Origin of the sequence: Streptomyces sp. MUSC 14 (genome assembly GCF_001866675.1) — a bacterium.
Classification (GTDB): Bacteria; Actinomycetota; Actinomycetes; order Streptomycetales; family Streptomycetaceae; genus Streptomyces.
Genome location: NZ_MLYN01000037.1, coordinates 23181 through 46127 on the forward strand (window position 1 = coordinate 23181; position 22947 = coordinate 46127).

At 72.0% G+C, this 22947-nt stretch carries 24 protein-coding genes and 1 pseudogene; 10 read left to right on the top strand and 15 right to left on the bottom strand.

Features of this window, described 5'->3' with window-relative positions; all coding sequences use genetic code 11:
* The first annotated feature begins 146 nt into the window (after nt 1-146).
* Nucleotides 147-578, top strand: a complete 432-nt coding sequence (locus BIV25_RS23475) for an ATP-binding protein (RefSeq protein WP_071374372.1) — start codon at nt 147-149, stop codon at nt 576-578.
* A gap of 7 nt (nt 579-585) precedes the next feature.
* Here the strand turns inward: BIV25_RS23475 and BIV25_RS23480 are convergent.
* A pseudogene (locus tag BIV25_RS23480) lies at nt 586-1364 on the bottom strand (LysR family transcriptional regulator).
* A 53-nt stretch (nt 1365-1417) separates the two neighbouring features.
* Here BIV25_RS23480 and BIV25_RS23485 point away from each other — a divergent pair.
* Complete coding sequence (locus tag BIV25_RS23485; protein WP_071374373.1) at nt 1418-1924, top strand: LysE family translocator; 507 nt, start codon at nt 1418-1420, stop codon at nt 1922-1924.
* A 7-nt stretch (nt 1925-1931) separates the two neighbouring features.
* On the opposite strand, the gene BIV25_RS23490 is transcribed toward BIV25_RS23485, so the two are convergent.
* From BIV25_RS23490 to BIV25_RS23500, 3 genes are all read right to left on the bottom strand, one after another.
* The gene (locus BIV25_RS23490) at nt 1932-2405 is read right to left on the bottom strand and encodes a C40 family peptidase (protein WP_071374374.1); all 474 of its coding nucleotides are present in this window, start codon (nt 2403-2405) and stop codon (nt 1932-1934) included.
* 578 nt (nt 2406-2983) lie between these two features.
* Nucleotides 2984-3289: a hypothetical protein gene (locus BIV25_RS23495; RefSeq protein WP_071374375.1), complete on the bottom strand. Its 306-nt coding sequence runs from the start codon at nt 3287-3289 to the stop codon at nt 2984-2986.
* A gap of 7 nt (nt 3290-3296) precedes the next feature.
* A complete protein-coding gene (locus BIV25_RS23500) occupies nt 3297-3932 on the bottom strand; it encodes an ATP-dependent Clp protease proteolytic subunit (protein WP_071374376.1) in 636 nt (211 codons plus the stop codon).
* Between the two features lie 88 nt (nt 3933-4020).
* Here BIV25_RS23500 and BIV25_RS23505 point away from each other — a divergent pair, with 88 nt between their 5' ends.
* From BIV25_RS23505 to BIV25_RS23540, 8 genes are all read left to right on the top strand, one after another.
* A complete protein-coding gene (locus tag BIV25_RS23505) occupies nt 4021-4305 on the top strand; it encodes a type II toxin-antitoxin system Phd/YefM family antitoxin (protein WP_071374377.1) in 285 nt (94 codons plus the stop codon).
* Between the two features lie 234 nt (nt 4306-4539).
* Nucleotides 4540-4842: an urease subunit gamma gene (locus BIV25_RS23510; RefSeq protein WP_071374378.1), complete on the top strand. Its 303-nt coding sequence runs from the start codon at nt 4540-4542 to the stop codon at nt 4840-4842.
* Nucleotides 4843-4853: 11 nt separating this feature from the next.
* Nucleotides 4854-5165: an urease subunit beta gene (locus BIV25_RS23515; protein ID WP_071374379.1), complete on the top strand. Its 312-nt coding sequence runs from the start codon at nt 4854-4856 to the stop codon at nt 5163-5165.
* The gene (locus BIV25_RS23520; RefSeq protein WP_071374380.1) at nt 5158-6879 is read left to right on the top strand and encodes an urease subunit alpha; all 1722 of its coding nucleotides are present in this window, start codon (nt 5158-5160) and stop codon (nt 6877-6879) included. Before BIV25_RS23515 ends, BIV25_RS23520 begins: the two co-directional genes overlap by 8 nt.
* On the top strand, nt 6879-7553 hold the full coding sequence (locus BIV25_RS23525) for an urease accessory protein UreF (protein ID WP_071374381.1): 675 nt from the start codon (nt 6879-6881) through the stop codon (nt 7551-7553). Before BIV25_RS23520 ends, BIV25_RS23525 begins: the two co-directional genes overlap by 1 nt.
* 59 nt (nt 7554-7612) lie before the next feature.
* Nucleotides 7613-8290, top strand: coding sequence for an urease accessory protein UreG (ureG, locus tag BIV25_RS23530; protein WP_071374382.1), 678 nt, complete (start codon nt 7613-7615; stop codon nt 8288-8290).
* Complete coding sequence (locus BIV25_RS23535) at nt 8278-9048, top strand: urease accessory protein UreD (protein WP_177235391.1); 771 nt, start codon at nt 8278-8280, stop codon at nt 9046-9048. The genes ureG and BIV25_RS23535 overlap by 13 nt, the downstream gene beginning before the upstream one ends.
* 167 nt (nt 9049-9215) lie before the next feature.
* A complete protein-coding gene (locus BIV25_RS23540) occupies nt 9216-10823 on the top strand; it encodes an alpha/beta hydrolase (RefSeq protein ID WP_177235392.1) in 1608 nt (535 codons plus the stop codon).
* Nucleotides 10824-10881: 58 nt separating this feature from the next.
* Here BIV25_RS23540 and BIV25_RS23545 read toward each other — a convergent pair whose 3' ends face one another.
* From BIV25_RS23545 to BIV25_RS23590, 11 genes are all read right to left on the bottom strand, one after another.
* Complete coding sequence (locus BIV25_RS23545; RefSeq protein ID WP_256256025.1) at nt 10882-11922, bottom strand: NAD(P)-dependent oxidoreductase; 1041 nt, start codon at nt 11920-11922, stop codon at nt 10882-10884.
* A gap of 84 nt (nt 11923-12006) precedes the next feature.
* Nucleotides 12007-12741, bottom strand: coding sequence for a 1-acyl-sn-glycerol-3-phosphate acyltransferase (locus BIV25_RS23550; protein ID WP_071374384.1), 735 nt, complete (start codon nt 12739-12741; stop codon nt 12007-12009).
* A 240-nt stretch (nt 12742-12981) separates the two neighbouring features.
* Nucleotides 12982-14211, bottom strand: coding sequence for a PP2C family protein-serine/threonine phosphatase (locus tag BIV25_RS23555; RefSeq protein ID WP_071374385.1), 1230 nt, complete (start codon nt 14209-14211; stop codon nt 12982-12984).
* A gap of 112 nt (nt 14212-14323) precedes the next feature.
* The gene (locus BIV25_RS23560; RefSeq protein ID WP_371273058.1) at nt 14324-16780 is read right to left on the bottom strand and encodes a SpoIIE family protein phosphatase; all 2457 of its coding nucleotides are present in this window, start codon (nt 16778-16780) and stop codon (nt 14324-14326) included.
* 149 nt (nt 16781-16929) lie between these two features.
* On the bottom strand, nt 16930-18162 hold the full coding sequence (gene rocD, locus BIV25_RS23565) for an ornithine--oxo-acid transaminase (RefSeq protein WP_071374387.1): 1233 nt from the start codon (nt 18160-18162) through the stop codon (nt 16930-16932).
* On the bottom strand, nt 18162-18971 hold the full coding sequence (gene ddaH, locus BIV25_RS23570) for a dimethylargininase (RefSeq protein ID WP_071374388.1): 810 nt from the start codon (nt 18969-18971) through the stop codon (nt 18162-18164). Before ddaH ends, rocD begins: the two co-directional genes overlap by 1 nt.
* A gap of 151 nt (nt 18972-19122) precedes the next feature.
* Complete coding sequence (locus BIV25_RS23575) at nt 19123-19617, bottom strand: Lrp/AsnC family transcriptional regulator (RefSeq protein ID WP_071374389.1); 495 nt, start codon at nt 19615-19617, stop codon at nt 19123-19125.
* Nucleotides 19618-19654: 37 nt separating this feature from the next.
* Entirely contained in the window at nt 19655-19822 is a 168-nt protein-coding gene (locus BIV25_RS49510) for a hypothetical protein (RefSeq protein WP_107471099.1), read from the bottom strand.
* 93 nt (nt 19823-19915) lie between these two features.
* Nucleotides 19916-20866, bottom strand: a complete 951-nt coding sequence (locus BIV25_RS23580; RefSeq protein WP_071374390.1) for a cytochrome c oxidase assembly protein — start codon at nt 20864-20866, stop codon at nt 19916-19918.
* Nucleotides 20867-20986: 120 nt separating this feature from the next.
* Nucleotides 20987-22012 carry a 6-phosphofructokinase gene (locus tag BIV25_RS23585; protein ID WP_071374391.1) on the bottom strand — a complete coding sequence of 342 codons (1026 nt, stop codon included), beginning with the start codon at nt 22010-22012 and terminating at the stop codon, nt 20987-20989.
* A 202-nt stretch (nt 22013-22214) separates the two neighbouring features.
* Nucleotides 22215-22943 (bottom strand): type 1 glutamine amidotransferase, encoded by a 729-nt coding sequence (locus BIV25_RS23590; protein WP_071374392.1) that lies wholly within the window; start codon nt 22941-22943, stop codon nt 22215-22217.
* Between the last annotated feature and the right edge of the window lie 4 nt (nt 22944-22947).

The following is a 22947-nucleotide window of genomic DNA, read 5'->3' on the forward strand; positions in this document are numbered from 1 at the left end:
GGCGACAGATATATGCATATCTTGGTGGATCGCTCCCCGTGACCGCTCCGGTGATGGCAGTCTGACGAAGAAGCACCAGTCCGGGACCGTACTCGAACCAACCGCTCCTTGTCGGTGCGATCCCGCGGGAAAGGGACGACGTCGCCATGGCAGACCACCTGGAAGCATCCGTCACTCTGCCGAGCGATCCCGCCTCGGTCTCCGCCGCCCGCTCCTACGTCGTCGGCACTCTCGCGGAGTGGGGTCTGCCGGCGGACACCGAAGCGGCCGACACCGTCCGCCTCATCGTCTCCGAACTCGCCACCAACGCGGTACAGCACACCTTCGGCCAGTCACCCACCTTCACGGTCGACATCGCGCTGGACCGTGACGAACAACTGCACATCGGCGTCACGGACAGTCATCCCCGCTTCCCGAAGAGACTGCCCGCCGCCGTGCAGCAGGACAACGGCCGCGGCATGGTCATCATCCGCTGGCTCACCGCCGAGTGCGGCGGCAAGCTCCGCATCCGGCCCACGAGGGAGGGCGGCAAGACGGTGTCCATCGAACTGCCGTGGGCGGTGCCGACGCCGTCCTGAAGGGGCGTCAGCGCCCCGCTCCGCCGAACTCTCCCCGCAGCAGTGCCCGGAACGCGTCCGCCGCCGGGGCCGGCTCGTCCGGGCGGTAGGTCACCGACATCGTCCGGTGCGGCCGCCCCGCCTCCAGGGGCCGCGTCCCGACCGGCGTGGCCGCCGCGCGCGCCACCACCTCCGGTACGACGGCCACCCCGAGCCCGGCACTGACCGGCGCACACACCACCGAGCAGCCGGGCGTCGGCACCAGCAGCGCCGGGGTCGCGCCCGAGCGGGCCGGCAACGCGTCGATCTCCCGCCGGGCCGGATACTGCGGAGCCATGCTGATGAGCGGCTGCCCGGCCAGCTCCGCCGGCGGGAGCCGGGCGGCGACGCTGCTCAACGCGTGCCCCGGGGCGGTGACCAGCACCAGTTCCTCCGTCACAGGGTCACGTCCGGATGCGCCCGGTGGAACGCGCTCAGCGCGGGCGGCAGCAGACGCACCCCGGCGGCCGGGAACGTGCCGAGCCGCAGGGAGCCACCGGTGAGCCCGGTCGGCCGGGCCGGCTCGTGCCGGGCCTGCTCCAGTTCGTCGAGCACCCTCCGGGCCCGTGCCACCAGCACCTCGCCCGCCTCGGTCAGCCGGGCCCCGCGATGATGGCGGACCAGCAGCGCGGCGCCCGCTTGCCGCTCCAGCTTGGCCGGCTGCTGGGAGAACGCGGGCGGGGTGCAGCCGAGCCGGTCGGCGGCCCGGGTGATCGAGCCGGCCTCCGCGGCCGCCACGAGCGCGGCCGGCCGAGTGGGGTCGTCCACGGAACGGCGGACGGCTCATCGCCTTCACCGCCATCGCCGCGGACCTGGTGGCCATGCCGGGCGCCGACTTCGCCGCGGTCGTCCGCAACGCCCTCGTCTCACGCCGGGCCGGCGCGGTCCGCGCCCCGGACATCGCGGGCGGACTGCTCGTGCACGCCACGCTGGCGGTGGTCGGTGTCGGGGCCGTCCTGGGGGCCGTGCCCGCGTTCTTCCGGGCGCTGCAGCTGCTGGGCGGCGCCTCTGTGCTCCGCCTCGGGGTGCGCGCCCTGGCGTCGCTGCGGGGGCCCGCCGAGGGCGTCGAGGAGCCGGCGGGCGTGGCCGCGCACCCGCTGCGGCAGGGCTTCGTCACCAACGTCCTCAACCCCAAGGCGTCGCCGGCCTTCCTCGCCCTGATCGTCTTCACGCCGGCGCTGCTGCGGTTCCAGGCGGTCGCCGTGCTCGTGGACCGGCTGGGCCGGTGGCCGTGCCGGCCCCGGGCCGCCCGTGGGCTCCAGGCGGCCACCGGGGTGGCACTGACGGTGCTGGGAGCGGCCCTGCTGCTGGAGCCACTCCTGGGCTGACGCCGGATCAGCTGACCCGGCCGTACCAGACGCTCCTGGTCCAGATCTTCTGGAGGCGCACCACGTCCCCGGTCCTCGGCGCGTGCCAGATCTTGTTGTGGCCGGCGTAGATGCCGACGTGGTAGACGTTCGAGCCGTAGTGGAAGAACACCAGGTCACCGGCCCTGCGGCTGCCGGCCGAGATGTGATGCGACGTGTTGTACTGCGCGGCGGCGGTACGCGGCAGGGTCTTGCCCGCCTTCTTGAACGAGTAGAGCGTCAGCCCCGAGCAGTCGAAGCGGCGCGGCCCGGTGGCCCCGTACTGGTACGGGGCGCCCTTCTTGGAGGCCGCGACCTGGAGCGCTTTGGTCGCGAGGGTCGCGGCCGAGGCGTCGGTGGCGAGCCCCGGGACCACGATCGAGCCGCCCACGGCGGCGAGGGTGAGGGCCGAGGCCGTGCCGGCCCGGGCCATGAGCGACGGGACACGATTGAGCGCAGTCATGCGCAACCCTTCGTCAGCCGCCTGTGAAGGATGACCTGTCGGATTCGGGCTGGCGAAGGTGCCCGGCCGCGTTGCCGCGGCTTCACCCCAAGGGCTGCTCGGAACCTCGGTCGTCTGCCCGTGACGCACAGACAACGTCCGCTCCGGCGACCCGTCTTGCTCGGGTCCTCCACTCCTGCCGATCCACTCCTGTCGACCGGTCACCCGGGCGGCGGCAGGACTCGGCGTCCGCCCGGATCGCCCCGCCGCGGCGGCGGGGGCTTGTCGTCAGTCAGGGATCTTCACCTATGACAGTCGGAAAATCCCAACGGAATCGGGGATTTGTGGCGTTGCTCACCACTCGCCCGTTCGGGTGGACAGGGCAGTGTTCGAGGCGCCGTCAGAATCCGTACGTAGCCCCGGACCTGGGAAGACGTCAGCACGCATGATCCGCCGACCCGCGCCGTGCGCGGGTCGCGGGGACGGGAAAACGATCGGGATATACACCGGTCGGCGGTACGTCGTTCGGGTCGTTTGACACCCCGTCCGCAGCAATCGTGTCGACATGTCGACCCCGGTGGGTCGTCCGGGCGTCCGGATCAGCCGACCCCGTCCGGCGGGAGCGCGACGCGCGCGGTACGGCGTTCACCGTCCAGCACCCGTAATGCCCGTGCCAGCGTGTCCCCGTGCAGCTCCGTCTCGCCCCGGCCGTGCATCAACGCGAGGGCGTCGCGCAGCTCTGCGGCCTTGCGCACCAGCGCCTGGGCCGCACGCAGACCCTGGTAGGTGTCCCCGCCGGCGGCGGGGTTGACCCTGCCCAGCAGGTCGGCCGCCTCCAGGTACCGGTCGATCAGTTCGCCCTCGGCGCGCGTGAGTGCGGGCAGCGGCGGCAACTCGGGAACCATCCGCGGCTCACCTCGCGTCCTGTGCGCCGGGCGTGCCGCGCCGGCTGGGCACGATGCCGTCCACCAGACCGTAGGCGAGAGCCGCCGGGGCGTCCAGGACCATCTGCCGCTCCAGATCGGCGTGCACCTGCTCCGCCGTGCGCCCGGTGTGCCGCACGAGCATCTCCTCCGTCAGCGCCCGCATCCGCGTCAACTCCTCGGCCCGGATGAGGAGGTCGCTGGGCTGCCCCTGCACCGGTTCGGCCAGCTGTGGCTGTTCGAGCACCATGCGCGCCCCGGGCAGTGCGAACCGCTTGCCCGGAGTGCCGGCCGCGAGCAGCAGCGCGGGGTAGGAGACGGCCTGGCCCAGGCAGTACGTGGCCACGTCGCAGCTGACGTAACGCAGCGTGTCGTAGATCGCGGTCAGTGCCTGGAAAGTGCCGCCGGGGGAGTTGACGTAGAGCGTGATGTCCCGCTCGGGTGCCGCGTGTTCGAGGTACATCAGCTGCGCCATCACGTCATTGGCCGCGACGTCGTCGAGCGGGGTGCCGAGGAAGACGATCCGGTCCTCGAAGAGCTTGCCGTAGGGATCGAGCGTGCGCGCGCCGCTGCTGGTGCGCTCCGTGAACTCCGGCAGGACGTGACGGGCGAATGCGCGGGACATGGGCGTACCCCTTCGTGTGGCGTGGCCGCGGATGCGGCTCGGCTTCTGTAAAAAATGTACAGGACGTACGTGACGTTAGAATGGGGTCATGGCCTACGAGATTCCGGTGACGCAAGCCAGGGCTGAGCTCGCCGACCTGATCAACCGGGTGGTGTACGGCGGTGAGCGCGTCGTCGTGACGCGGCATGGAAAGCCGCTGGTCGCGCTGGTCTCGGCCGGTGACCTGGAGCGGCTGGACGCGCTGGACGAGCCGGCCGGGGAGGAGCAGGTCGTCAGCACCGTGTCGGGGCTGCGCGAGACCGGTTCCGCCCCGAGTGAACAGCGGCAGCGATTCGGGCTCGCCGCCGAGCACCGGCGGCCCGGCACCTCCTGATCCGCGCGAGCGAACGGGTAAGGCCCCTACCATCCCGCGGTCATCGGGCGATCAAGGTCTGGTTAACGTCCTTGAAACTCCGACGAACTAACCTGCCGATCCACGTCACCAGCGGTTTTTCTGCCCGGATTGCTGGCAATCCTGGTATTTGTCGGTGTGTTAGACCTGTCCCCGTCGTGGTGGCTGCGGCAACCGGACCCCGCATGGTCCGGAGCGAGGACTGTGAGGTGGGACGTGCAACTGACCCCGCACGAGCAAGAGAGGCTGCTCATCCACGTGGCAGCCGACGTGGCCGAGAAGCGCCGGGCCCGCGGGCTCAGGCTCAACCACCCCGAGGCCGTCGCCCTCATCACCTCGCACATCCTCGAAGGCGCGCGGGACGGCCGTACGGTCACCGAGCTGATGTCCTCCGGTCGCAAGATCCTCACCAGGGACGACGTCATGGAGGGCATCCCCGAGATGATCCACGACGTCCAGGTGGAGGCCACCTTCCCGGACGGCACCAAGCTCGTCACCGTGCACGAGCCGATCATCTGAGGGGCGCCGCGATGATTCCCGGAGAGGTCCTTTTCGCGGACGGCCCGCTCACCTTCAACGAGGGCCGCGAGGCCACCCGTGTGACCGTCCTCAACGCCGCCGACCGGCCCGTCCAGGTCGGCTCCCACTACCACTTCGCCGAGGCCAACCCCGGCCTGGAGTTCGACCGCGGCGCCGCCCGCGGCAAGCGGCTGAACATCGCCGCCGGCACCGCCGTGCGCTTCGAGCCCGGTATCCCCGTCGACGTCGAGCTCGTCCCCCTCGCCGGCGCCCGGATCGTCCCGGGGCTGCGCGGCGAGACCGGAGGCCCCCTCGATGCCTGAGATCTCCCGCGGCGCCTACGCCGACCTGTTCGGCCCCACCGCCGGTGACCGCATCCGGCTCGCCGACACCGATCTGCTGATCGAGATCGAGGAGGACCGCTCCGGCGGCCCGGGCACCTCCGGGGACGAGGCGGTCTTCGGCGGTGGCAAGGTCATCCGCGAGTCCATGGGCCAGTCCCGGGCCACCCGCGCCGACGGCACCCCCGACACCGTGATCACCGGCGTGGTCGTCGTGGACCACTGGGGCGTCGTCAAGGCCGACGTCGGCATCCGCGACGGCCGGATCACCGCGCTCGGCAAGGCCGGCAACCCCGACACCATGGACGGCGTCCACCCCGACCTGGTCATCGGCCCCGAGACCGAGATCATCGCGGGCAACGGGCGGATCCTGACCGCCGGTGCGATCGACGCGCACGTCCACTTCATCTGCCCGCAGATCGCCGACGAGGCGCTGGCCTCCGGCATCACCACCCTGGTCGGCGGCGGCACCGGCCCGGCCGAGGGCTCCAAGGCGACCACCGTGACGCCCGGCCCCTGGCATCTGGCCCGGATGCTGGAGGCGATGGAGGCCTACCCCGTCAACGTGGGCTTCCTCGGCAAGGGCAACACCGTCAGCCACGAGGCGATGCTCTCCCAGATCCGGGGCGGCGCCGCCGGCCTGAAGCTGCACGAGGACTGGGGCTCCACCCCGGCCGTCATCGACGCCGCGCTCACCGTGGCCGACCGGACGGGCATTCAGGTCGCCATCCACACGGACACCCTGAACGAGGCCGGGTTCGTCGGCGACACCCTCGCCGCGATCGCGGGCCGTGGCATCCACTCGTACCACACCGAGGGCGCCGGCGGCGGGCACGCGCCGGACATCATGACCGTGGTCTCGCAGGCCAACGTGCTGCCCAGCTCCACCAACCCGACCAGGCCGTACACCGTCAACACCGCCGAGGAACACCTCGACATGCTGATGGTGTGCCACCACCTGAACGCGGCGGTCCCCGAGGACCTGGCGTTCGCCGAGTCCCGGATCCGGCCGTCCACCATCGGCGCGGAGGACGTGCTGCACGACCTCGGCGCGATCTCGATCATCTCCTCCGACTCCCAGGCCATGGGCCGCGTCGGCGAGGTGATCCTGCGGACGTGGCAGACGGCGCACGTCATGAAGCGCCGGCGGGGTGCCCTGCCCGGCGACGGCCGCGCGGACAACCACCGGGTGCGGCGCTACGTCGCCAAGTACACGATCAACCCGGCGCTCGCCCAGGGCCTCGCCGCCGAGATCGGCTCCGTCGAGACCGGCAAACTCGCCGATCTCGTGCTGTGGGAGCCGGCGTTCTTCGGGGTCAAGCCGCTCCTCGTGCTCAAGGGCGGGCAGATCGCATACGCGCAGATGGGCGACGCCAACGCCTCCATCCCCACCCCGCAGCCGATCCTGCCCCGCCCGATGTACGGCGCGACCGGCCGCGCCCCGGCCGCCAACTCGGTCAACTTCGTGGCCCCGTTGGCGATCGAGGACGGGCTGCCGGAGCGGCTCCAGCTCGGCAAGCGGTTCGTGGCGATCGAGTCCACGCGGCAGGTCACCAAGGCCGACATGCGCGAGAACGACGCCCGGCCCGACGTACGGATCGACCCCGACAGCTTCGCCGTGCACATCGACGGCGAACTGGTCGAGGCGACACCCGCGGCCGAACTGCCCATGGCCCAGCGCTACTTCCTCTTCTGATGAGCAGGGCCGCACTACTGGTCCTGGCCGACGGCCGCTTTCCCGCCGGAGGGCACGCGCACTCCGGCGGGGCGGAGGCCGCCGTCAAGGCGGGCCGGATCACCGATGCCGCGCACCTGGAGGACTTCTGCCGGGGCCGGCTGCACACCGCAGGGCTGGTCGCGGGCGCGCTCGCGGCGGCTGCCGCGTTCGGCGTGGACGTACGGGAACTGGACGCGGCGGCCGACGCCCGCACCCCCTCCCCGGCGCTGCGCACCGCCGCGCGCCGGCTCGGGCGACAGCTGCTGCGAGCCGCCCGCGCGAGCTGGCCCGCACCCGAACTCGACGCGCTGGCCCGGGAGTTCCCCAAGGGCGCCCATCAGCCGGTCGTGCTCGGACTGGCCGCACGGATGGCCGGACTGGGCGCGGACGACGCGGCGTACTGCGCGGCGTACGAGAGCGTGAGCGGGCCGGCGACGGCGACCGTGCGTCTGCTGAGCCTGGACCCGTTCGACGCGACCGGCGTACTGGCACGGCTCGCACCGGAGATGGACCGGGTGGCGGACCGGGCGGTGGAGGCGGCACGGCGAGCCGCCGCCGACGGCGTCGACGCGCTGCCCGCGGCGTCCGGCCCCCTGCTGGAGGTCGGCGCGGAGTGGCACGCGGCCTGGCCGGTCCGGCTGTTCGCGTCATGACTTGCCCGACTGCCCGACTGCCCGACTGCCCGACCTCCCGGTCTCTAGGAGCCGTACCCATGCACCTCGATCACACCCACTCCGGTCCCGCCGCCGTCAGCGCGGACGCGCACCGGCCCGACGGCGCGCGCCGCGCGCTGCGCATCGGGCTCGGCGGGCCCGTCGGGTCCGGGAAGACCGCGACCGTCGCCGCGTTGTGCCGGGCGCTGCGCGACGAGCTGTCCCTCGCCGTGGTCACGAACGACATCTACACCCGCGAGGACGCCGAGTTCCTGCTCCGCGAGGCCGTGCTGCCGCCCGAGCGGATCACCGCGGTGGAGACCGGAGCCTGTCCGCACACCGCGATCCGCGACGACATCTCCGCCAACCTCGAAGCCGTGGAGGACCTGGAGGACGAGGTCGGCCCGCTGGACCTGATCCTCGTCGAGTCCGGCGGCGACAACCTCACCGCGACCTTCTCCAAGGGGCTCGTGGACGCGCAGGTCTTCGTGATCGACGTGGCCGGCGGCGACGACATCCCGCGCAAGGGCGGTCCGGGCGTCACCACCGCCGACCTGCTCGTCGTCAACAAGACCGACCTGGCCCCGTACGTCGGCTCCGACCTCACCCGGATGGCCGCCGACGCCAAGGCCCAGCGGGCCGAACTCCCCGTGGTCTTCCAGTCGTTGCGCACCGAGGGCGGGGTCACGGACGTCGCCGCCTGGGTCCGGGAACGGCTCGCCGCGTGGACGGTGTGACCACCACCGGCGTCCGGGCCCACGCGCGGATCGCCGCCCGGGCCGACGGTCGTGGCGGCACGGTGCTGCCCGTGCTCGACGGCGCGGGCCCGCTGGCCCTGCGCCGCGTCCGGTCCACCGGCGCCGAGGCCAGGGTCATGGTCGTCGGTGCGATGAGCGGTCCGCTCGGCGGCGACCGGCTGGCTCTCTCGGCGTCCGTCGCCGAGGGCGCCCGGCTGCACGTCGGGTCGGCCGCCGCCACCATCGCGCTGCCGGGCCAGACCGGGGGCGAGGCCCGCTACGACGTCCGGCTCGACGTGGCCGAGGGCGCCGAACTGCACTGGCTGCCCGAGCAGTTGATCTCGGCCGGCGGCAGCGACCTGTACGTCGCCACCCGCGCCGAACTCGCCGCCGGAGCCTGCCTCGTCCTGCGCGAGGAACAGGTGCTCGGCAGGGCCGGCGAGGAACCCGGCCGGCTCACCAGCCGGTTGACCGTACGCGTCGCGGGGCGGACCGTGCTGGACCAGGAACTGTCCTGCGGCCCCGGAGCCCCGGGCGGCTGGGACGGCCCGGCGGTTCTGGCGGGACATCGCGCCGTCGGCCAACTCGTCGTCGTGCGGCCGGAGTTCGCCGAGCACCCGGTCCAGGTGCAAGCTCTGGGGGAGTGCGCCGCGCTGATACCGCTGGCCGGCCCCGCGGCGCTGGTCAGCGCCGTCGCCCCCGACGCGCTGCGGCTGAGGGGACTGCTGGACGAGGCGCGGTCGCTGCTCGCCGCGTGAGGTGCGTTCCGGTCACCGTGTGACGTGCACACCGGTCAACGGGACATGATCGTCCGGTTATCGGATTGGTAAAGATGACGGACACCCTCTGTTCACAGTCGACTCACAGCCGAGAGGATCCCCGCTTGACGACTCGCAGCGATGCACATGTAGGGGGAGGGGCCCACTTGAGGGACAACAGACCGAAGAGCCGCCTGCTGGCGCTCGGTTCGGCCGGAGCACTCGTCACCGCCACCCTGATCGCCGGCGCCGTGTCGGCGCCCGCAGCCAACGCCGCCGGCGCCGTCGGCCGGCCCAGCCAGGACCGTGCGGCCAAGGGCGCCGAGGTCGCCGCCGCCCGCGCCGCCAAGGCGGGCATCAACTGGCAGGAATGCCCTGCCGGCTGGGGCCTGGCCAAGCCGATCCAGTGCGGCTGGGTCAGCGTGCCCGTCGACTACGCGCACCCGTACGGAAAGCAGATCAAGCTCGCCGTCGACCGCATCGGCAACACCGGAACCAAGGCCGAGCGCCAGGGCGCACTGGTCTACAACCCGGGCGGGCCCGGCGGCTCCGGGCTGCGCTTCCCGACGCGCGTCACCGCCAAGAACGCCGTCTGGGCGAACGTCGCCAAGGCCTACGACTTCGTCGGCTTCGACCCGCGCGGCGTCGGCCACTCGGCCCCCATCTCCTGCGAGGACCCGCAGGAGTTCGTCAAGGCGCCGAAGGCGGACCCGGTGCCCGGCTCCGAGGCGGACAAGCTGGCCCAGCGCAAGCTGGCCCGCCAGTACGCGGACGGCTGCCTGGAGCGCACCGGCCGGGCGATGCTCCAGCAGATGACCACGCCCAACACCGCCCGCGACCTGGACGTCATCCGCGCGGCGCTCGGTGAGAAGAAGCTCAACTACCTCGGTGTCTCCTACGGCACCTACCTCGGCGCCGTCTACGGCACCCTCTTCCCGGGCCACCTGCGCCGCATGATCGTGGACAGCGTGGTCAACCCGGCCCGCGAGAACATCTGGTACCAGGCCAACCTGAACCAGGACATCGCCTTCGAGGGTCGCTGGAAGGACTGGGAGGACTGGGTCGCGAAGAACGACGCCGCCTTCCACCTCGGCACCACCCGCGCGGCCGTCCAGGCCAAATGGCTCGAACTGCGCGCCACCGCCAAGAAGAACCCCATCGGCGGGGTCGTCGGCCCGGCCGAGCTGATCTCCTTCTTCCAGAACGCCCCGTACTACGACTCCTCGTGGGTGCCGGTCGCGACGGTGTTCAGCAAGTACGTCGCCGGTGACACCCAGGCGCTGGTCACCGCCGCCGCCCCGGACCTGTCCAACACGGCGGGCAACATCAGCGCGGAGAACGGCAACGCCGTCTACACGGCCGTCGAGTGCACCGACGCCAAGTGGCCCACCAGCTGGCGGAAGTGGGACCGGGACAACACCCGGCTCAACCAGGACTACCCGTTCATGACCTGGGCCAACGCCTGGATGAACCTGCCCTGCGCCACCTGGCCGGTCAAGCAGCAGACGCCGGTCCACGTCACGACCCACCAGGGCCTGCCGCAGGTGCTGATCGTGCAGTCCACGCGCGACGCCGCCACCCCGTACGAGGGCGCCGTCACGCTGCACCAGCGCTTCGCGGGCTCCCGTCTGATCACCGAGAAGGACGCGGGCTCCCACGGTGTGACGGGCCTGGTGAACCCCTGCATCAACCAGCGCGTCGACGCCTACCTGCTCGACGGCAAGCTGGACGGCGCGGACGTGACCTGCGGCCCGCACGCCACGCCCAAGCCGTGACCGGAACCGTACGGTGACGAGGGGCGGCCGGAGTACCATCATCCGGCCGCCCCCCCACTCATGCCGCCCGCTCCCCGAACCAGGCGTCCTCGGCCGCGTAGTCGAAGAGGTCCGGGTACGCCCGGGCGAGCAACGGGAAGGACTCCCGCCAGTCCCGCGCGGCGAGCGTGTCCGTCAGCCACGCCACCGTCTCCGGCAGGCTCTCGGCGTACGACACCACCGGCCGGTACCCCAACTCCCGCTCCGCGGCGGACATGTCGAAGACGACCGGCAGCGGGATCGACCACGGAGTGCTGCCGACGGAGCTCTCGGGCGGACCGTCGAGGAACGCCGTCTCCGTCGTCACGCCCATCACCGCGTCGACCGCCGCGCCGATCCCGGCCGGTGTCGGCGTCTCGCCGTCGCAGGCGTTCAGCACCCGGGTGCCGGGCCGTGCCGCCGCCAGCCGCACCAGCTCGGCGATGTTCCGGGCGCTCGACGGATGGAACAGGCTCTCGCCCCGGTACCCGACCACGCGCCTTCGCCTGCCGTCGAGGTTCCGCTTCACGAAGTACAGCTCACGTGGCAGCGGGCTGTACGGCCCGTGCACCGCGGCCGGCCGCAGCACGGTGACCGGGAACTCGACGGCCGAGGCGAGAAGTTCACGCTCCAGCGCCGCCTTGCGGGTGCTGTACGACCTGTCGCCCGGAGCAATGGTCCGCTGGCTCTCGGGCACCGGCACCGGGAAGGCCGGGAAGCCCTCCGGATCGCGCAGCGTGTCGAAGTTCCGCCCGGATCCGTCCTCGTACACCGACACGGTGGAGATCACCACCGCCGAGCCGACGCGGCCCGCGAGGGACGTCAACTGCCGGGCGTGCGCGGCGTCGTAGGCCACCACGTCCACCAGCAGTTCACAGCCGTCGCCGACCAGCGCGGAAAGCGCGGAGGGCGCCGTGTCGGCGGAGCGGTCCAGCCGGACCGTCCGTACCCCGTCGTCCCACGCGGGGTCACGGCCGCCGCCGCGTGAGACGGCCGTCACCTCCCAGCCGTCCCGCGCCAGCGCGTCCACCGTCGGACGGCCGATCTGCCCGCTCGCCCCGATCACCACAGCCTTCCTCATACGGCGAGCCTAGGCGGGCGGGCGGTGCGGGGCGCGGACGTTCTGCCGGCGGCAGAGGCGTGTTCGGCGGAGCCGGCCGGTCGCTCAACTCAGCGGCGCACGCGGGAACCTGCGCTCCTTCCCGGCCTTCCCCGCCTTCTCCGCGGTCTGCCGGGTCTTGACGACGGCCGCGTACTCGTCGACGTACTCCTGCTCGGAGAGGGTCAGGATCGCGTACATGATCTCGTCCGTGATGGCCCGCAGGATGGCCTTCTCCCGCTCCATGCCGGCGTAGCGGGAGAAGTCGAGGGGCTTGCCGAAGCGGATGGTGACGGGGTGGAAGTGCGGGACGACCCTGCCCGGCGGCTGGGCCTCGAACGTGCCGATCATCGCGCACGGCACGACCGGCACGCCCGCCGTCAGCGCCATGACGGCGACGCCGAGCTTGCCCTTGTAGAGCCGCCCGTCGTGCGAGCGCGTCCCCTCGGGATAGATCCCGAGCAACTCGCCCTTGCCCAGCACTCCGAGACCCTCCCGGATCGCCGCCTGGCCGGCCTCCTTGCCCGAGCGGTCCACCGGGATCTGCCCGGCGCTGCGGAAGAAGAACGCGGTGAGCCGGCCCTTGAGACCCGGTCCGGTGAAGTACTCCGCCTTGGCGAGGAACGTGATGCGGCGCTTCAGGATCGCCGGCATCAGGAAGTGGTCGGAGAAGGAGAGATGGTTCCCTGCGACGATCGCGGGGCCCGACGCCGGCACGTTCTCCAGGCCCTCGATCCGGGGCCGGAACAGCAGCCTCAGCAGGGGGCCCAGCAGCACGTACTTCAGCAGGTGGTAGAACACGGTTCGCCCCTCATTCCGCCGGGCCCGGCGGCACCGATGTCGTCCCGACATGATCCCGGTGCCTGCCCGCATACGTCTGTAGTGATACGTAAGTCATACGTAACCGCCTCGCAACCCCGTCATACCCGGCGGGCCCGCCGGCTTCTCCGCCCCCGGGGGCAGGGGGTGCCGTCATCCGTCCGGCGGGGCCCGTGGTGCTCGTCCTCGGCAAGGGCTGACGCAGACGGGGGCGCCGCACGATCACAGCCGCACGATGACCAGCGCCGTGTCGTCCGTGGCGCCCCCGGGAGGCAGCAGTTCCAGCAGGACGTGGTCCGCGAGACGCTCGGGGTCCTCGTCGCGGTGCCGGTCGAGGGAGTCGGCGAGGCGGGCCAGACCGGTGTCGATGTCCTCGCCTCGGCGCTCCACGAGTCCGTCGGTGTAGAGGACGAGCGTGGCGCCCTCGGTGTACGACGTCCAGGCCTGCGGCCGGGGGAACGGGTCGGGGCGGGCGTCGAGCGGCGGGTCGGTGGCCTGGTCGAGGAACTCCACGCCGCCTTCGGCACGGATGAGGACGGGCGGCGGATGCCCCGCACTGCTGTAGCTGATCGTGTGGTGGTCGAAGTCGATGAACGTCGAGACGGCGGTCGCCGATTCGGCGCCGTCGACGACGTGCGCGTACAGCCCCAGCACGTTCAGCGCCTCGCCCGGTCCCACGGCGACCCGGGACGCCGCGCTCAACGCGCTGCGCAGCTGGCCCATGACCCCGGCGGCCTCCAGTCCGTGTCCGACCACGTCGCCCACGGCCACGGCCATGCGGTGGCCGCCCACCAGGTCGACGATGTCGTACCAGTCCCCGCACACGTTCAGCGCGCCGACCGCGGGCCGGTAACGTACGGCGGCGTGATGGCGGCCGACCTGCCGGCGGGCGGGCAGCATCGCCTTCTGCAGGGCGAGGGCCACCTCGCGCTCGCGGGCGTGGGCCTGGCGCAGCCGTTCGTTGACCTCCTGGAGTTCACGGGCGCGCGTGTAGAGCTCGGCCTCCAGGACGCGGGCCCGGCTGCCCGTGGGGCCGCCGCGGGCCCGGATCAGCTCGGTGACCTCCTCGACCCGGTGCACGAGCAGCGTCACCTTCCCCTCCGCGTCCAGCACCGGCGCGTTGATCGGGCTCCAGTAGCGCTCCTCCCACTCCCCGGGCCGCTCGGAGTCCTCGACCTCGTACCGCTGGAGCGCCATGGCATCACGCTCACCGGTGGTGGCGACCCGGGTCAGCGAGGCGGCCAGGTTGCGCATGCCCGACGCGCCCTCGTTCTCCGGGTTGTCCGGGAAGACGTCGAAGAGGTACCGCCCCACCACCTGCTCACGGGTGCGGCCGGCCATGCGCAGGAACTCCTCGTTGGCGTCCGCGTAGACCAGCTCGGGCGTCAGCAGCGCCACCATGCCGGGCAGCGCCTGGAACACCGCCGCGTAGTCGATGGCCGTGTCGTCCATGGCTGCCGCCCATCCGCCGGATCGCACCTGTTCCCGCCGAGTCCCTCGTCCGTCCGTGTCCCTCGTCCGTCCGTGTCCCTCTGTCATACGACGGACGTGGGCGCCGCGCACGTCAGGCCGGTGGCTCCGTCAGGTTCTGCTCGGCCCAGATGACCTTCCCGGCGGGCACGAACCGCGTTCCCCAGCGCTCGGTGAACTGGGAGACCAGCAGCAGCCCACGGCCCCCCTCGTCCGTGGTGCGCGGATGACGCAGATGGGGTGCGGTGGCGCCGCCGTCGGAGACCTCGCAGATCAGCGACCGGTTCCTGATCAGCCGCAGCTGGATCGGGCCCTGAGCGTGCCGCATGGCGTTGGTGACCAGCTCGCTCACGATCAGTTCGGTGGTGAAGGCGAGTTCCTCCAGCCCCCACTCGTCCAGCTGCCGGACGGCCTCCTTGCGGGCGTCGGCGACCATGGCCGGGTCGGCGGGCAGGTCCCAGTCGGCGACCCGGCCGGCGCCGAGCAGCCTGGTCCGTGCCATCAGCAGGACCACGTCGTCGCGGGGCCGGTCCGGCACCAGGGCCTCGACCACGGCACGGCAGCGCCGGTCCAGCGAGGACGCGGGACGGGCCAGGGCGGTGCGCAGCCGGTCGCGGTCCGTGTCGGCCGCCCCGCCGCCGTCCCGGTGGGCCAGCAGCCCGTCGGTGTGCAGGGCCAGCGTGCTGCCCTCGGCCAGGGCCAGCTCGACCGACTCGAAGGGCGGGCCGCCCACCCCGAGCGGCGGGCCCTGCGGGACGTCGACGCGGACGACGGTCGAGTCGGGCAGCACGACGACGGGCGCCGGATGGTCCGCGGCAGCCATCGTGCACTGCCCGTCGACGGGGTCGTAGACGACGTACACGCACCCGGGCCCCTCCGCCCGGGCGTCGACGGCCTGCGACGCCGAGGGCCGCTGCCCCTCCTCGCGGACCGTGCGTGCGACGACGTCGTCGAGGTGCGCGAGGACCTCCTCGGGCGGCAGATCCAGCGCGGCGAGGGTGCGTACGGCGGTGCGCAGCCGGCCCATGGCCGCGGCGGCGTCGATCCCGTGCCCCGGCACCTCGCCCACGACCAGGGCCACGCGCGCGCCGGACAGCGGGATCAGGTCGTACCAGTCGCCGCCGAGGCCGGTCAGCTCGTCGGCCGGCCGGTAGCAGGCGGCCACCTCCACGGCGTCCTGCTCGGGCAGCCGGCGCGGCAGCAGGCTGCGCTGGAGGACCAGCGCGGCGTCCCGCTCGCGGGTGTAACGCCGGGCGTTGTCCACGCAGACCGCCGCCCGGGACACCAGGTCCTCGGCGAGACTGAGGTCGTCCGCGTCGAACGGCTCCTGACGCCGGCGCCGGAAGAACGACGTGACGCCCAGCGTGACACCGCGTGCGCGGACCGGCACGACCATCACGCTGTGCAGGCCCAGCTCCAGGAAGGTCGCCCGGTGGCCGCCCGGGAGGTCCGAGCCCCACTCCTCGCCCAGCGGGTCGAGCCGCTCCTCGCGCCAGGAGGAGCCCGTGGTCAGACAGTGGATCGGCGGTGATCCCACGAGGTAGGCGGCCACCTGGCCGATCCCGACGACCGCCTCCGGGACCCCCGGGTTCACCGACTGGTGCCCGGCCCGCCGCAGCGGCACCCCGCCGGTGCCGTACGGCGGCCCCGGCTCCGGCTCCGCGCCCCGCAGCACGGAGTCCAGCAGGTCCACGCAGACGAAGTCGGCGAAGTCCTGCACGGCCACGTCGGCCAGTTCCTGCGCGGTCCGCACGATGTCCAGGGTGCGGCCGATCTGCTCACCGGCCCGGTCGAGCAGGGCCAGGCGCTGCCGGGCGCGGTGCCGGTCGGTGATGTCGACGACCGTGTAGTACACGCCCATCGGGTGGCCCTGGTCGTCCTCCAGCCGGGTGAACGACATCATGTACGCCGTCTCCCGCAGGGGTGTGGAGCGTACCCGGCCCACGTGCTCGTACCCGACCACCGGCCGCCCGGTCGCCAGCACGTACCGCATCTGCGTCTCGATGCTCGCGGCGTCGAGGCCCGGCTGAATCTGCGCCAGCCGCCGCCCGAGCCGCTCCGGCGGCGGGCCGCCGCCGAACTGCTCCAGGGCCGCGTTCGACCAGACGCACCGCAGGTCGGTGTCCACGATCGCGATGCCGACGGGGGAGTCGGTCACCATCTGCTCCAGCACCCCGCGGCTCATGTCCCAGCCACGGGACCCGGACATGTCGCAGAGCAGGACCAGCCAGTGCGGCGCGCCGCCGGGCTCCATCGCCGGAGTGATCCGGACCATCACGCGGACCGGCCGCCCGTCCTTGCGCCGTGCGGTCAGCACCCCCGCCCAGCCGCCGTTCCGGCGGCACCGCTCGCCCAGCTCGGGCACGCGCGCCGCGTCCTCCGGGGACAGAAGACCGGTCACCCTGGTGCCCACCACCTCGGTGGCCCGGTACGTGAGCAGTCGCTGGGCACCGGGGGTCCAGCTCGTCACCACGCCCTGTGCGTCGAGCAGGAGGGGCGCCGCATCGGCCACGTCGAACCGCTGCCGGGCGACGTCCTGCTTCTCGTGCATGCCCACGGCCGACCTCTCTGTCGCTGAGAGTGGTCTACCCGTTCATGACTCAATCTTCACTCTTCGGGCATTGGATCCGGCACGCGAAACGAGTGGGGGCGGGGGCGGCCGCGTACGGCTGCCCCCGCCCCCGTGACGTCACTCCGCCGTCACGGAGCCAGCACCCGCCTCAGCGCCGCCAGCGCGGAGCGCAGTTCCTCCTCCGTGATGGTGAGCGGGGGAGCCAGCCGGATCGTGGAGCCGTGGGTGTCCTTCACCAGGATCCCCTCCCGCATCAGCCGCTCGCTGATCTCGCGGCCGGTGCCGATCGCCGGGTCGATGTCGACGCCGGCCCACAGCCCGCGCGAGCGGAAGCCGACCACGCCGGCGCCGACCAGCTCGGCCAGTCCGTCCCGCAGCACCACGCCCAGCTCGGCGGCCCGGCGCTGGAACTCGCCGGTCCTCAGCAGGTCGATCACGGCCGTGCCGACCGCCGCCGCGAGCGGGTTGCCGCCGAACGTCGAGCCGTGCTCGCCCGGGTGCAGCACCCCCAGCACCTCGCGCCGGGCCACCACGGCCGACACCGGCACGATGCCGCCGCCGAGCGCCTTGCCGAGCAGCAGCATGTCCGGCACGACGTCCTCGTGCTCGACGGCGAAGGTGCGGCCGGTGCGGCCGAGGCCCGACTGGATCTCGTCCGCGATGAACAGACAGCCCTCGCGCCGGGTCAGCTCGCGCACCCCGGCGAGATAGCCCGGGGCGGGGATGACGACCCCGGCCTCGCCCTGGATGGGCTCGATCAGCACCGCCGCCGTCGTCTCGTCGACGGCCGCCTGAAGCGCGGCGAGGTCGTCGTACGGCACGATCCGGAAGCCGGGCGTGAACGGGCCGAAGCCGCTGCGGGCCGTCTCGTCGGTGGAGAAGCTGACGATGGTCGTCGTACGGCCGTGGAAGTTGTCCGCCGCGACGACGATCGTCGCCTGTCCGTCCGGTACGCCCTTGACGTCGTAGGCCCACTTGCGGGCCACCTTGACGGCGCTCTCCACGGCCTCCGCGCCGGTGTTCATCGGCAGCACCATGTCGAGGCCGGTCAGCTCCGCGAGCTGCTCGGCGAACTCGGCGAGCCGGTCGTTGTGGAAGGCACGGGAGGTCAGGGTGAGCTGGTCGAGCTGGCGGTGCGCGGCCTCGATCAGCGCCGGGTGGCGGTGGCCGAAGTTCAGCGCCGAGTAGCCGGCGAGCATGTCGAGGTAGCGCCGTCCCTCGACGTCCTCGACCCAGGTGCCCTCGGCGCGGGCGACGACCACGGGCAGCGGGTGGTAGTTGTGCGCGACGACCGGCTCCTCCGCACGGATCAGGTCGGCGGACGTACGCGTCGGCACGGATACACGGGTGGGCGCGGTCATCAGCGGATCTCCTGGGTGCAGCACTTGATGCCACCGCCGGCCTTGTGGAACTCCGACAGGTCGACGGGGACGGGGACGTAGCCGTGGCCCGTGAGGTTCTCGGCCAGGGCCTCGGCCTGGGGGGCGATGAAGACGTTGCGGCCGTCGGACACGGAGTTCAGGCCGAACGCGAGGGCGTCGTCGCGGGTGGCGAGCACCGCGTCCGGGTACAGCCGCCGCAGCACCTCGCGGCTGCCCGCCGAGAACGCCTCGGGGTAGTAGCAGATGTTGTCGTCGTCGAGGACGAACAGCGCGGTGTCCAGGTGGTAGAAGTACGGGTCCACCAGGGTCAGGCCGATCACCGGGTGGCCGAGGAACTCCTGGGCCTCCCGGTGCGCCTCGCGGGTGGTGCGGAACCCGGTGCCGGCCAGCACGTACCGGCCCGTCCACACCAGGTCGCCCTCGCCCTCGGTGACCGCCTCGGGGCGGTAGACGTCGTAGCCGGCCGTCTTGAACCAGGTGTCGTAGTGCAGGGACTCGGGGCGCCGCTCGGGCGCGTGGAACAGGGAGCCGAAGACGCGGCCGCCGACCACGCACGCCGCGTTGGCGGCGAAGACCATGTCGGGCAGGCCGGGCACCGGCTCGACCGAGTCGACGGTGTGACCGAGGGAGCGGTAGGTGCGGATCAGCTCCTGCCACTGCTCCTGGGCGAGGTCCACGTCGACGGGCCGGTCGGGATGCATCCAGGGATTGATCGCGTACTGGACGGCGAAGTGTCTGGGTTCGCAGACGAGGAAGCGCCGGGGGCGCGGCACGCGGCTTTCGGCCACAGAGGGTCTCCTCCGGTTCCTGTGTGTCACGGGGGGTGTCACAACGGTAGAAACCGAGATCCACGGTCGACAAGTGCGAAGAGCTGCGTGCATACGCAGCATCGATGCGTTCTTGAGGATGTTCACGCAGGAGTGCTGCGCATGATCCTGCTCACTCCGGTCCGTCCGGAGCCGGCTGGGTGGCGCCTGCCTCCGGGCTCTCCGGGAGGAGGTGGGACAGCACCATCACGCTGATCGTCTTCCGGATGAACGGCTCGGTGCGGATCCGCTCCAGCACCTCCTCGAAGTGCTCCACGTCCCGCGCCCGGACATGCAGCAGGGCGTCCGCGGCGCCGGTCACCGTCATGGCCGCGGTGATCTCCGGGTAGGCCTGGACGACCTCCGCCAGCCGCCGGGGCGGCGCCGCGCCCTCGCAGTACACCTCGACGTACGCCTCGGTGCGCCAGCCCAGCGCGGACGGCTGCACCGTGGCCGTGAACCCGGTGATCACCCCGGTCTCCCGCAGCCGGTCCACGCGCCGCTTGACCGCGGTGGCCGACAGCCCCACGTCCGCGCCGATCTCGGCGAAGCTGGTCCGGGCGTTCGCCATCAGCGCGGTGACGATCTTGCGGTCGAGGTCGTCGAAGGAGGCGGTCCTGCTGTTCATGCGGGCACTGTAATCAGCCGGACCGCACGGAACCGATCTAGGACTGGGTGACCACCATGGCGAGTGTCAGCAGGCCCAGCACCACCCAGCCGAACCACAGCCAGCCGTTGCTGCCGAGCGCGACCGTGTAGGCGGTCACGACGACGAGCCCGCCGACCGTGAGAGCCCCCATCGCCTTGGTGGAACCGTTCATGGAACCGGGCATCGCGACACCCTTCTCTTGGTCCGTCCTTGACCATGGTGCCTCGAAACCCGGTCCGACGGGACCGGACGGGACGGCTCCGGCCACAGCAGAGCCTCAGCTCTTGTGAGCGTTGAGTGAGGCCAGGTAGGCGTTGTACGCCGCCAGTTCCTTGTCGCCGTCGCGGTCCGCGAGGCGGTCCATGCGCTTGGCCTGGCGCTGTTCCGAGCGGTACCACTGGAAGAGCAGGGCGATCAGCACCAGCACCGACGGGATCTCGCTGAACGCCCAGGCGATGCCGCCGGCCGCGTTCTGGTCGGACAGCGCGTCGATGCCGAGCGAGGCGGCCGGGTGCTGGAAGGTGCTCACCATCGGCTCCGACGCCATCATCAACGCGATGCCGAAGAACGCGTGGAAGGGCATGCCCGCGAACAGCTCCAGCATCCGCATCACATAGCCCGGCCGGTGCGGACCCGGGTCGATGCCCATGATCGGCCAGAAGAACACCATGCCCACGGCGAAGAAGTGGACCATCATCCCGATGTGCCCGGCCCTCGACCCCATCAGGGTGTCGAAGAGCGGGGTGAAGTAGAGCACGTACAGGCTCGCGATGAACATCGGGATCGTGAACGCGGGGTGCGTGATGATCCGCATGTAGCGGCTGTGCAGCAGCATCAGCAGCAGCTCGCGCGGTCCCCTGCGGCCCTTGCCGGCCACGGGCAGGGCGCGCAGCGCCAGCGTGACCGGGGCGCCGAGCAGGATCAGGATCGGCGACAACATGCTGATGATCATGTGCTGCACCATGTGCACGCTGAACATGACCATGCCGTAGTCGTTCAGCTTGGTGCACATCACCAGCGCGACGGTCAGCACACCGACGACGTACGCCACCGTACGGCCGGCGGACCACTGGTCCCCGCGTCGCCGCAGCCGTACGACACCCCAGCCGTACAGTCCGAGCCCGAGCAGGCAGGCGACGAGGAAGAACGGGTCCGTGGACCACTGAAGCCCCCGTCCCAGCGTGAACGGCGGCAGATCCATCATCATGCCGTGCCCGCTGTGGTCCATCCTGCGGCTCCTGATTCGTGGGGGTTGTACGAGTTGTCCGCCCCAAGACTAGAACCGCCCCCGGTCACGGCGGTGACCGGGGGCGGCTTGTTCTCGGGTGAACCACAGAACGCGGTGGGACTACAGGACGCACTCCGCCTCGTCGTACCGCGCCACCGGCACCGTCTTCAGCGTCTCCACGGCCTCCGCCAGCGACACCATCACGATGTCGGTTCCGCGCAGGGCGGTCATCCGGCCGAACTCGCCCCGGTGCACGGCCTCCACCGCGTGCCAGCCGAAGCGCGTGGCGAGCACCCGGTCGTAGGCCGTCGGTGTGCCGCCGCGCTGGACGTGGCCGAGGATGACCGGCCGGGCCTCCTTGCCGAGCCGGTGCTCCAACTCGACCGACAGCTGCCGGGCGATGCCGGCGAAGCGCTCGTGGCCGTAGATGTCCTTGCCGCCCTCGTCGAACTCCATCGAGCCGGCCCTGGGCTTGGCGCCCTCCGCCGCGACGACGATGGCGAACCGCTTGCCCGCCTCGAACCGCGCGCCGACCTTCCGCGTCAACTCGTCGATGTCGAAGGGCCGTTCCGGTACGACGACGGCGTGGGCGCCGGCCGCCATGCCGGAGTGCAGCGCGATCCAGCCGGTGTGCCGGCCCATGACCTCCACGATCAGCACGCGCTGGTGCGACTCGGCGGTGGTCTTCAGCCGGTCCAGGGCCTCGGTGGCCACGGTGACGGCCGTGTCGAAGCCGAAGGTGACGTCCGTGACGGCGATGTCGTTGTCGATCGTCTTGGGCACGCCCACGATCGGCAGTCCGTTGTCGGACAGCAGCCGGGCCGCCTTCAGCGTGCCCTCACCGCCGATCGGGATGATCGCGTCCAGGCCGAGCTCCTCGACATGGCCCTTCGCCCGCTCCACGCCGTCGCGCAGATGCTCGGGGCGGACCCGGGAGGAGCCGAGGATGGTGCCGCCGAGGGCGAGGATGCCGCCCACGGCGTCGAGATCGAGCTTCGTGTAGTCGCACTCCAGGAGGCCCTTCCAGCCGTCCCGGAAGCCGATGACCTCGTCGCCGTGGTCGGCGACGGCACGGTGCACGACGGACCGGATGACGGCGTTCAGGCCGGGGCAGTCGCCGCCTGACGTGAGGACACCAATGCGCATAGCCCGAAATACCTTCTCCACGTGGGCCGGGAAACCGGACCACGTCGTCCGGCGGATTCCCGGCCAGCCTACCGGCGTGAGGGGGTCGCTCCGTAGCGGGCGTCCGCCTGCTGGACGCGTCCGCGCATATGAGCGGACGGGCCGTCAGGCGGGCCCGTCACGGAGTCTGCCGGACCACGCTGAAGGCGTGCTGACGTGAGGCTTACGCGGGCTGCTGCGCGGCCGCGATGCGCTCGCCCCGGAGCGCCTCGTACCAGCGGTCGTCGATCGGCGGGAGCGCGTTGACGTCGAGCGCCAGCTTCAGCAGCAGGTCGGCGATCTGCGGGTTGCGGGCGAGGACCGGGCCGTGCATGTACGTCCCGAAGACGGTCCCGTTGTACGCGCCCTCCGTGCCGTCCCCGGTGCCGTTGCCCTTGCCGATCTGCACCCGGGCGAAGGGGCGGGCGTTCGGGCCGACGTGGGTGACGCCCTGGTGGTTCTCGAAGCCGGTCAGCTGGGGCAGGCCGAGCTGCGGGTCGATGTCGCCGAGCACGTCGCCGACGCACCGCTCGCCCTCGCCGCGCACCGAGACCACGTCGAGCAGGCCGAGGCCGGGCTCGCGCTGGCCGAGGTCGTTGATGAACTCGTGCCCGAGGATCTGATAGCCGGCGCAGACGGAGAACACGATCGCGCCGTTCTGCACCGCGCGCTGCAGATGACCGTCCCGGCGCAGCCGCTCCGCCGCGAGCCGCTGCGGACGGTCCTCGCCGCCGCCGATCAGATAGATGTCGCCGGAGGTCGGGATCGGCTGGTCGCTGCGCACGTCGAGACGGGCCACGTCCAGGCCGCGCTGCCGGGCCCGGCGCTCCACGACGAGCGCGTTGCCCTGGTCGCCGTAGGTGCTCAGCAGGTCCGGGTAGATCCACACCAGCCGCAGTTGGTTGTCGCTCATGAGG

Bases quoted from the DNA above. Each gene is read 5' to 3' on its own strand.
- BIV25_RS23475 (WP_071374372.1), top strand. From the start codon at position 147: ATGGCAGACCACCTGGAAGCATCCGTCACTCTGCCGAGCGATCCCGCC.
- BIV25_RS23485 (WP_071374373.1), top strand. From the start codon at position 1,418: ATGCCGGGCGCCGACTTCGCCGCGGTCGTCCGCAACGCCCTCGTCTCA.
- BIV25_RS23490 (WP_071374374.1), bottom strand. From the start codon at position 2,405: ATGACTGCGCTCAATCGTGTCCCGTCGCTCATGGCCCGGGCCGGCACG.
- BIV25_RS23495 (WP_071374375.1), bottom strand. From the start codon at position 3,289: ATGGTTCCCGAGTTGCCGCCGCTGCCCGCACTCACGCGCGCCGAGGGC.
- BIV25_RS23500 (WP_071374376.1), bottom strand. From the start codon at position 3,932: ATGTCCCGCGCATTCGCCCGTCACGTCCTGCCGGAGTTCACGGAGCGC.
- BIV25_RS23505 (WP_071374377.1), top strand. From the start codon at position 4,021: ATGGCCTACGAGATTCCGGTGACGCAAGCCAGGGCTGAGCTCGCCGAC.
- BIV25_RS23515 (WP_071374379.1), top strand. From the start codon at position 4,854: ATGATTCCCGGAGAGGTCCTTTTCGCGGACGGCCCGCTCACCTTCAAC.
- BIV25_RS23520 (WP_071374380.1), top strand. From the start codon at position 5,158: ATGCCTGAGATCTCCCGCGGCGCCTACGCCGACCTGTTCGGCCCCACC.
- BIV25_RS23525 (WP_071374381.1), top strand. From the start codon at position 6,879: ATGAGCAGGGCCGCACTACTGGTCCTGGCCGACGGCCGCTTTCCCGCC.
- ureG (WP_071374382.1), top strand. From the start codon at position 7,613: ATGCACCTCGATCACACCCACTCCGGTCCCGCCGCCGTCAGCGCGGAC.
- BIV25_RS23545 (WP_256256025.1), bottom strand. From the start codon at position 11,922: ATGAGGAAGGCTGTGGTGATCGGGGCGAGCGGGCAGATCGGCCGTCCG.
- BIV25_RS23555 (WP_071374385.1), bottom strand. From the start codon at position 14,211: ATGGACGACACGGCCATCGACTACGCGGCGGTGTTCCAGGCGCTGCCC.
- BIV25_RS23560 (WP_371273058.1), bottom strand. From the start codon at position 16,780: ATGCACGAGAAGCAGGACGTCGCCCGGCAGCGGTTCGACGTGGCCGAT.
- rocD (WP_071374387.1), bottom strand. From the start codon at position 18,162: ATGACCGCGCCCACCCGTGTATCCGTGCCGACGCGTACGTCCGCCGAC.
- BIV25_RS23575 (WP_071374389.1), bottom strand. From the start codon at position 19,617: ATGAACAGCAGGACCGCCTCCTTCGACGACCTCGACCGCAAGATCGTC.
- BIV25_RS49510 (WP_107471099.1), bottom strand. From the start codon at position 19,822: ATGCCCGGTTCCATGAACGGTTCCACCAAGGCGATGGGGGCTCTCACG.
- BIV25_RS23580 (WP_071374390.1), bottom strand. From the start codon at position 20,866: ATGGACCACAGCGGGCACGGCATGATGATGGATCTGCCGCCGTTCACG.
- BIV25_RS23585 (WP_071374391.1), bottom strand. From the start codon at position 22,012: ATGCGCATTGGTGTCCTCACGTCAGGCGGCGACTGCCCCGGCCTGAAC.
- BIV25_RS23590 (WP_071374392.1), bottom strand. From the start codon at position 22,943: ATGAGCGACAACCAACTGCGGCTGGTGTGGATCTACCCGGACCTGCTG.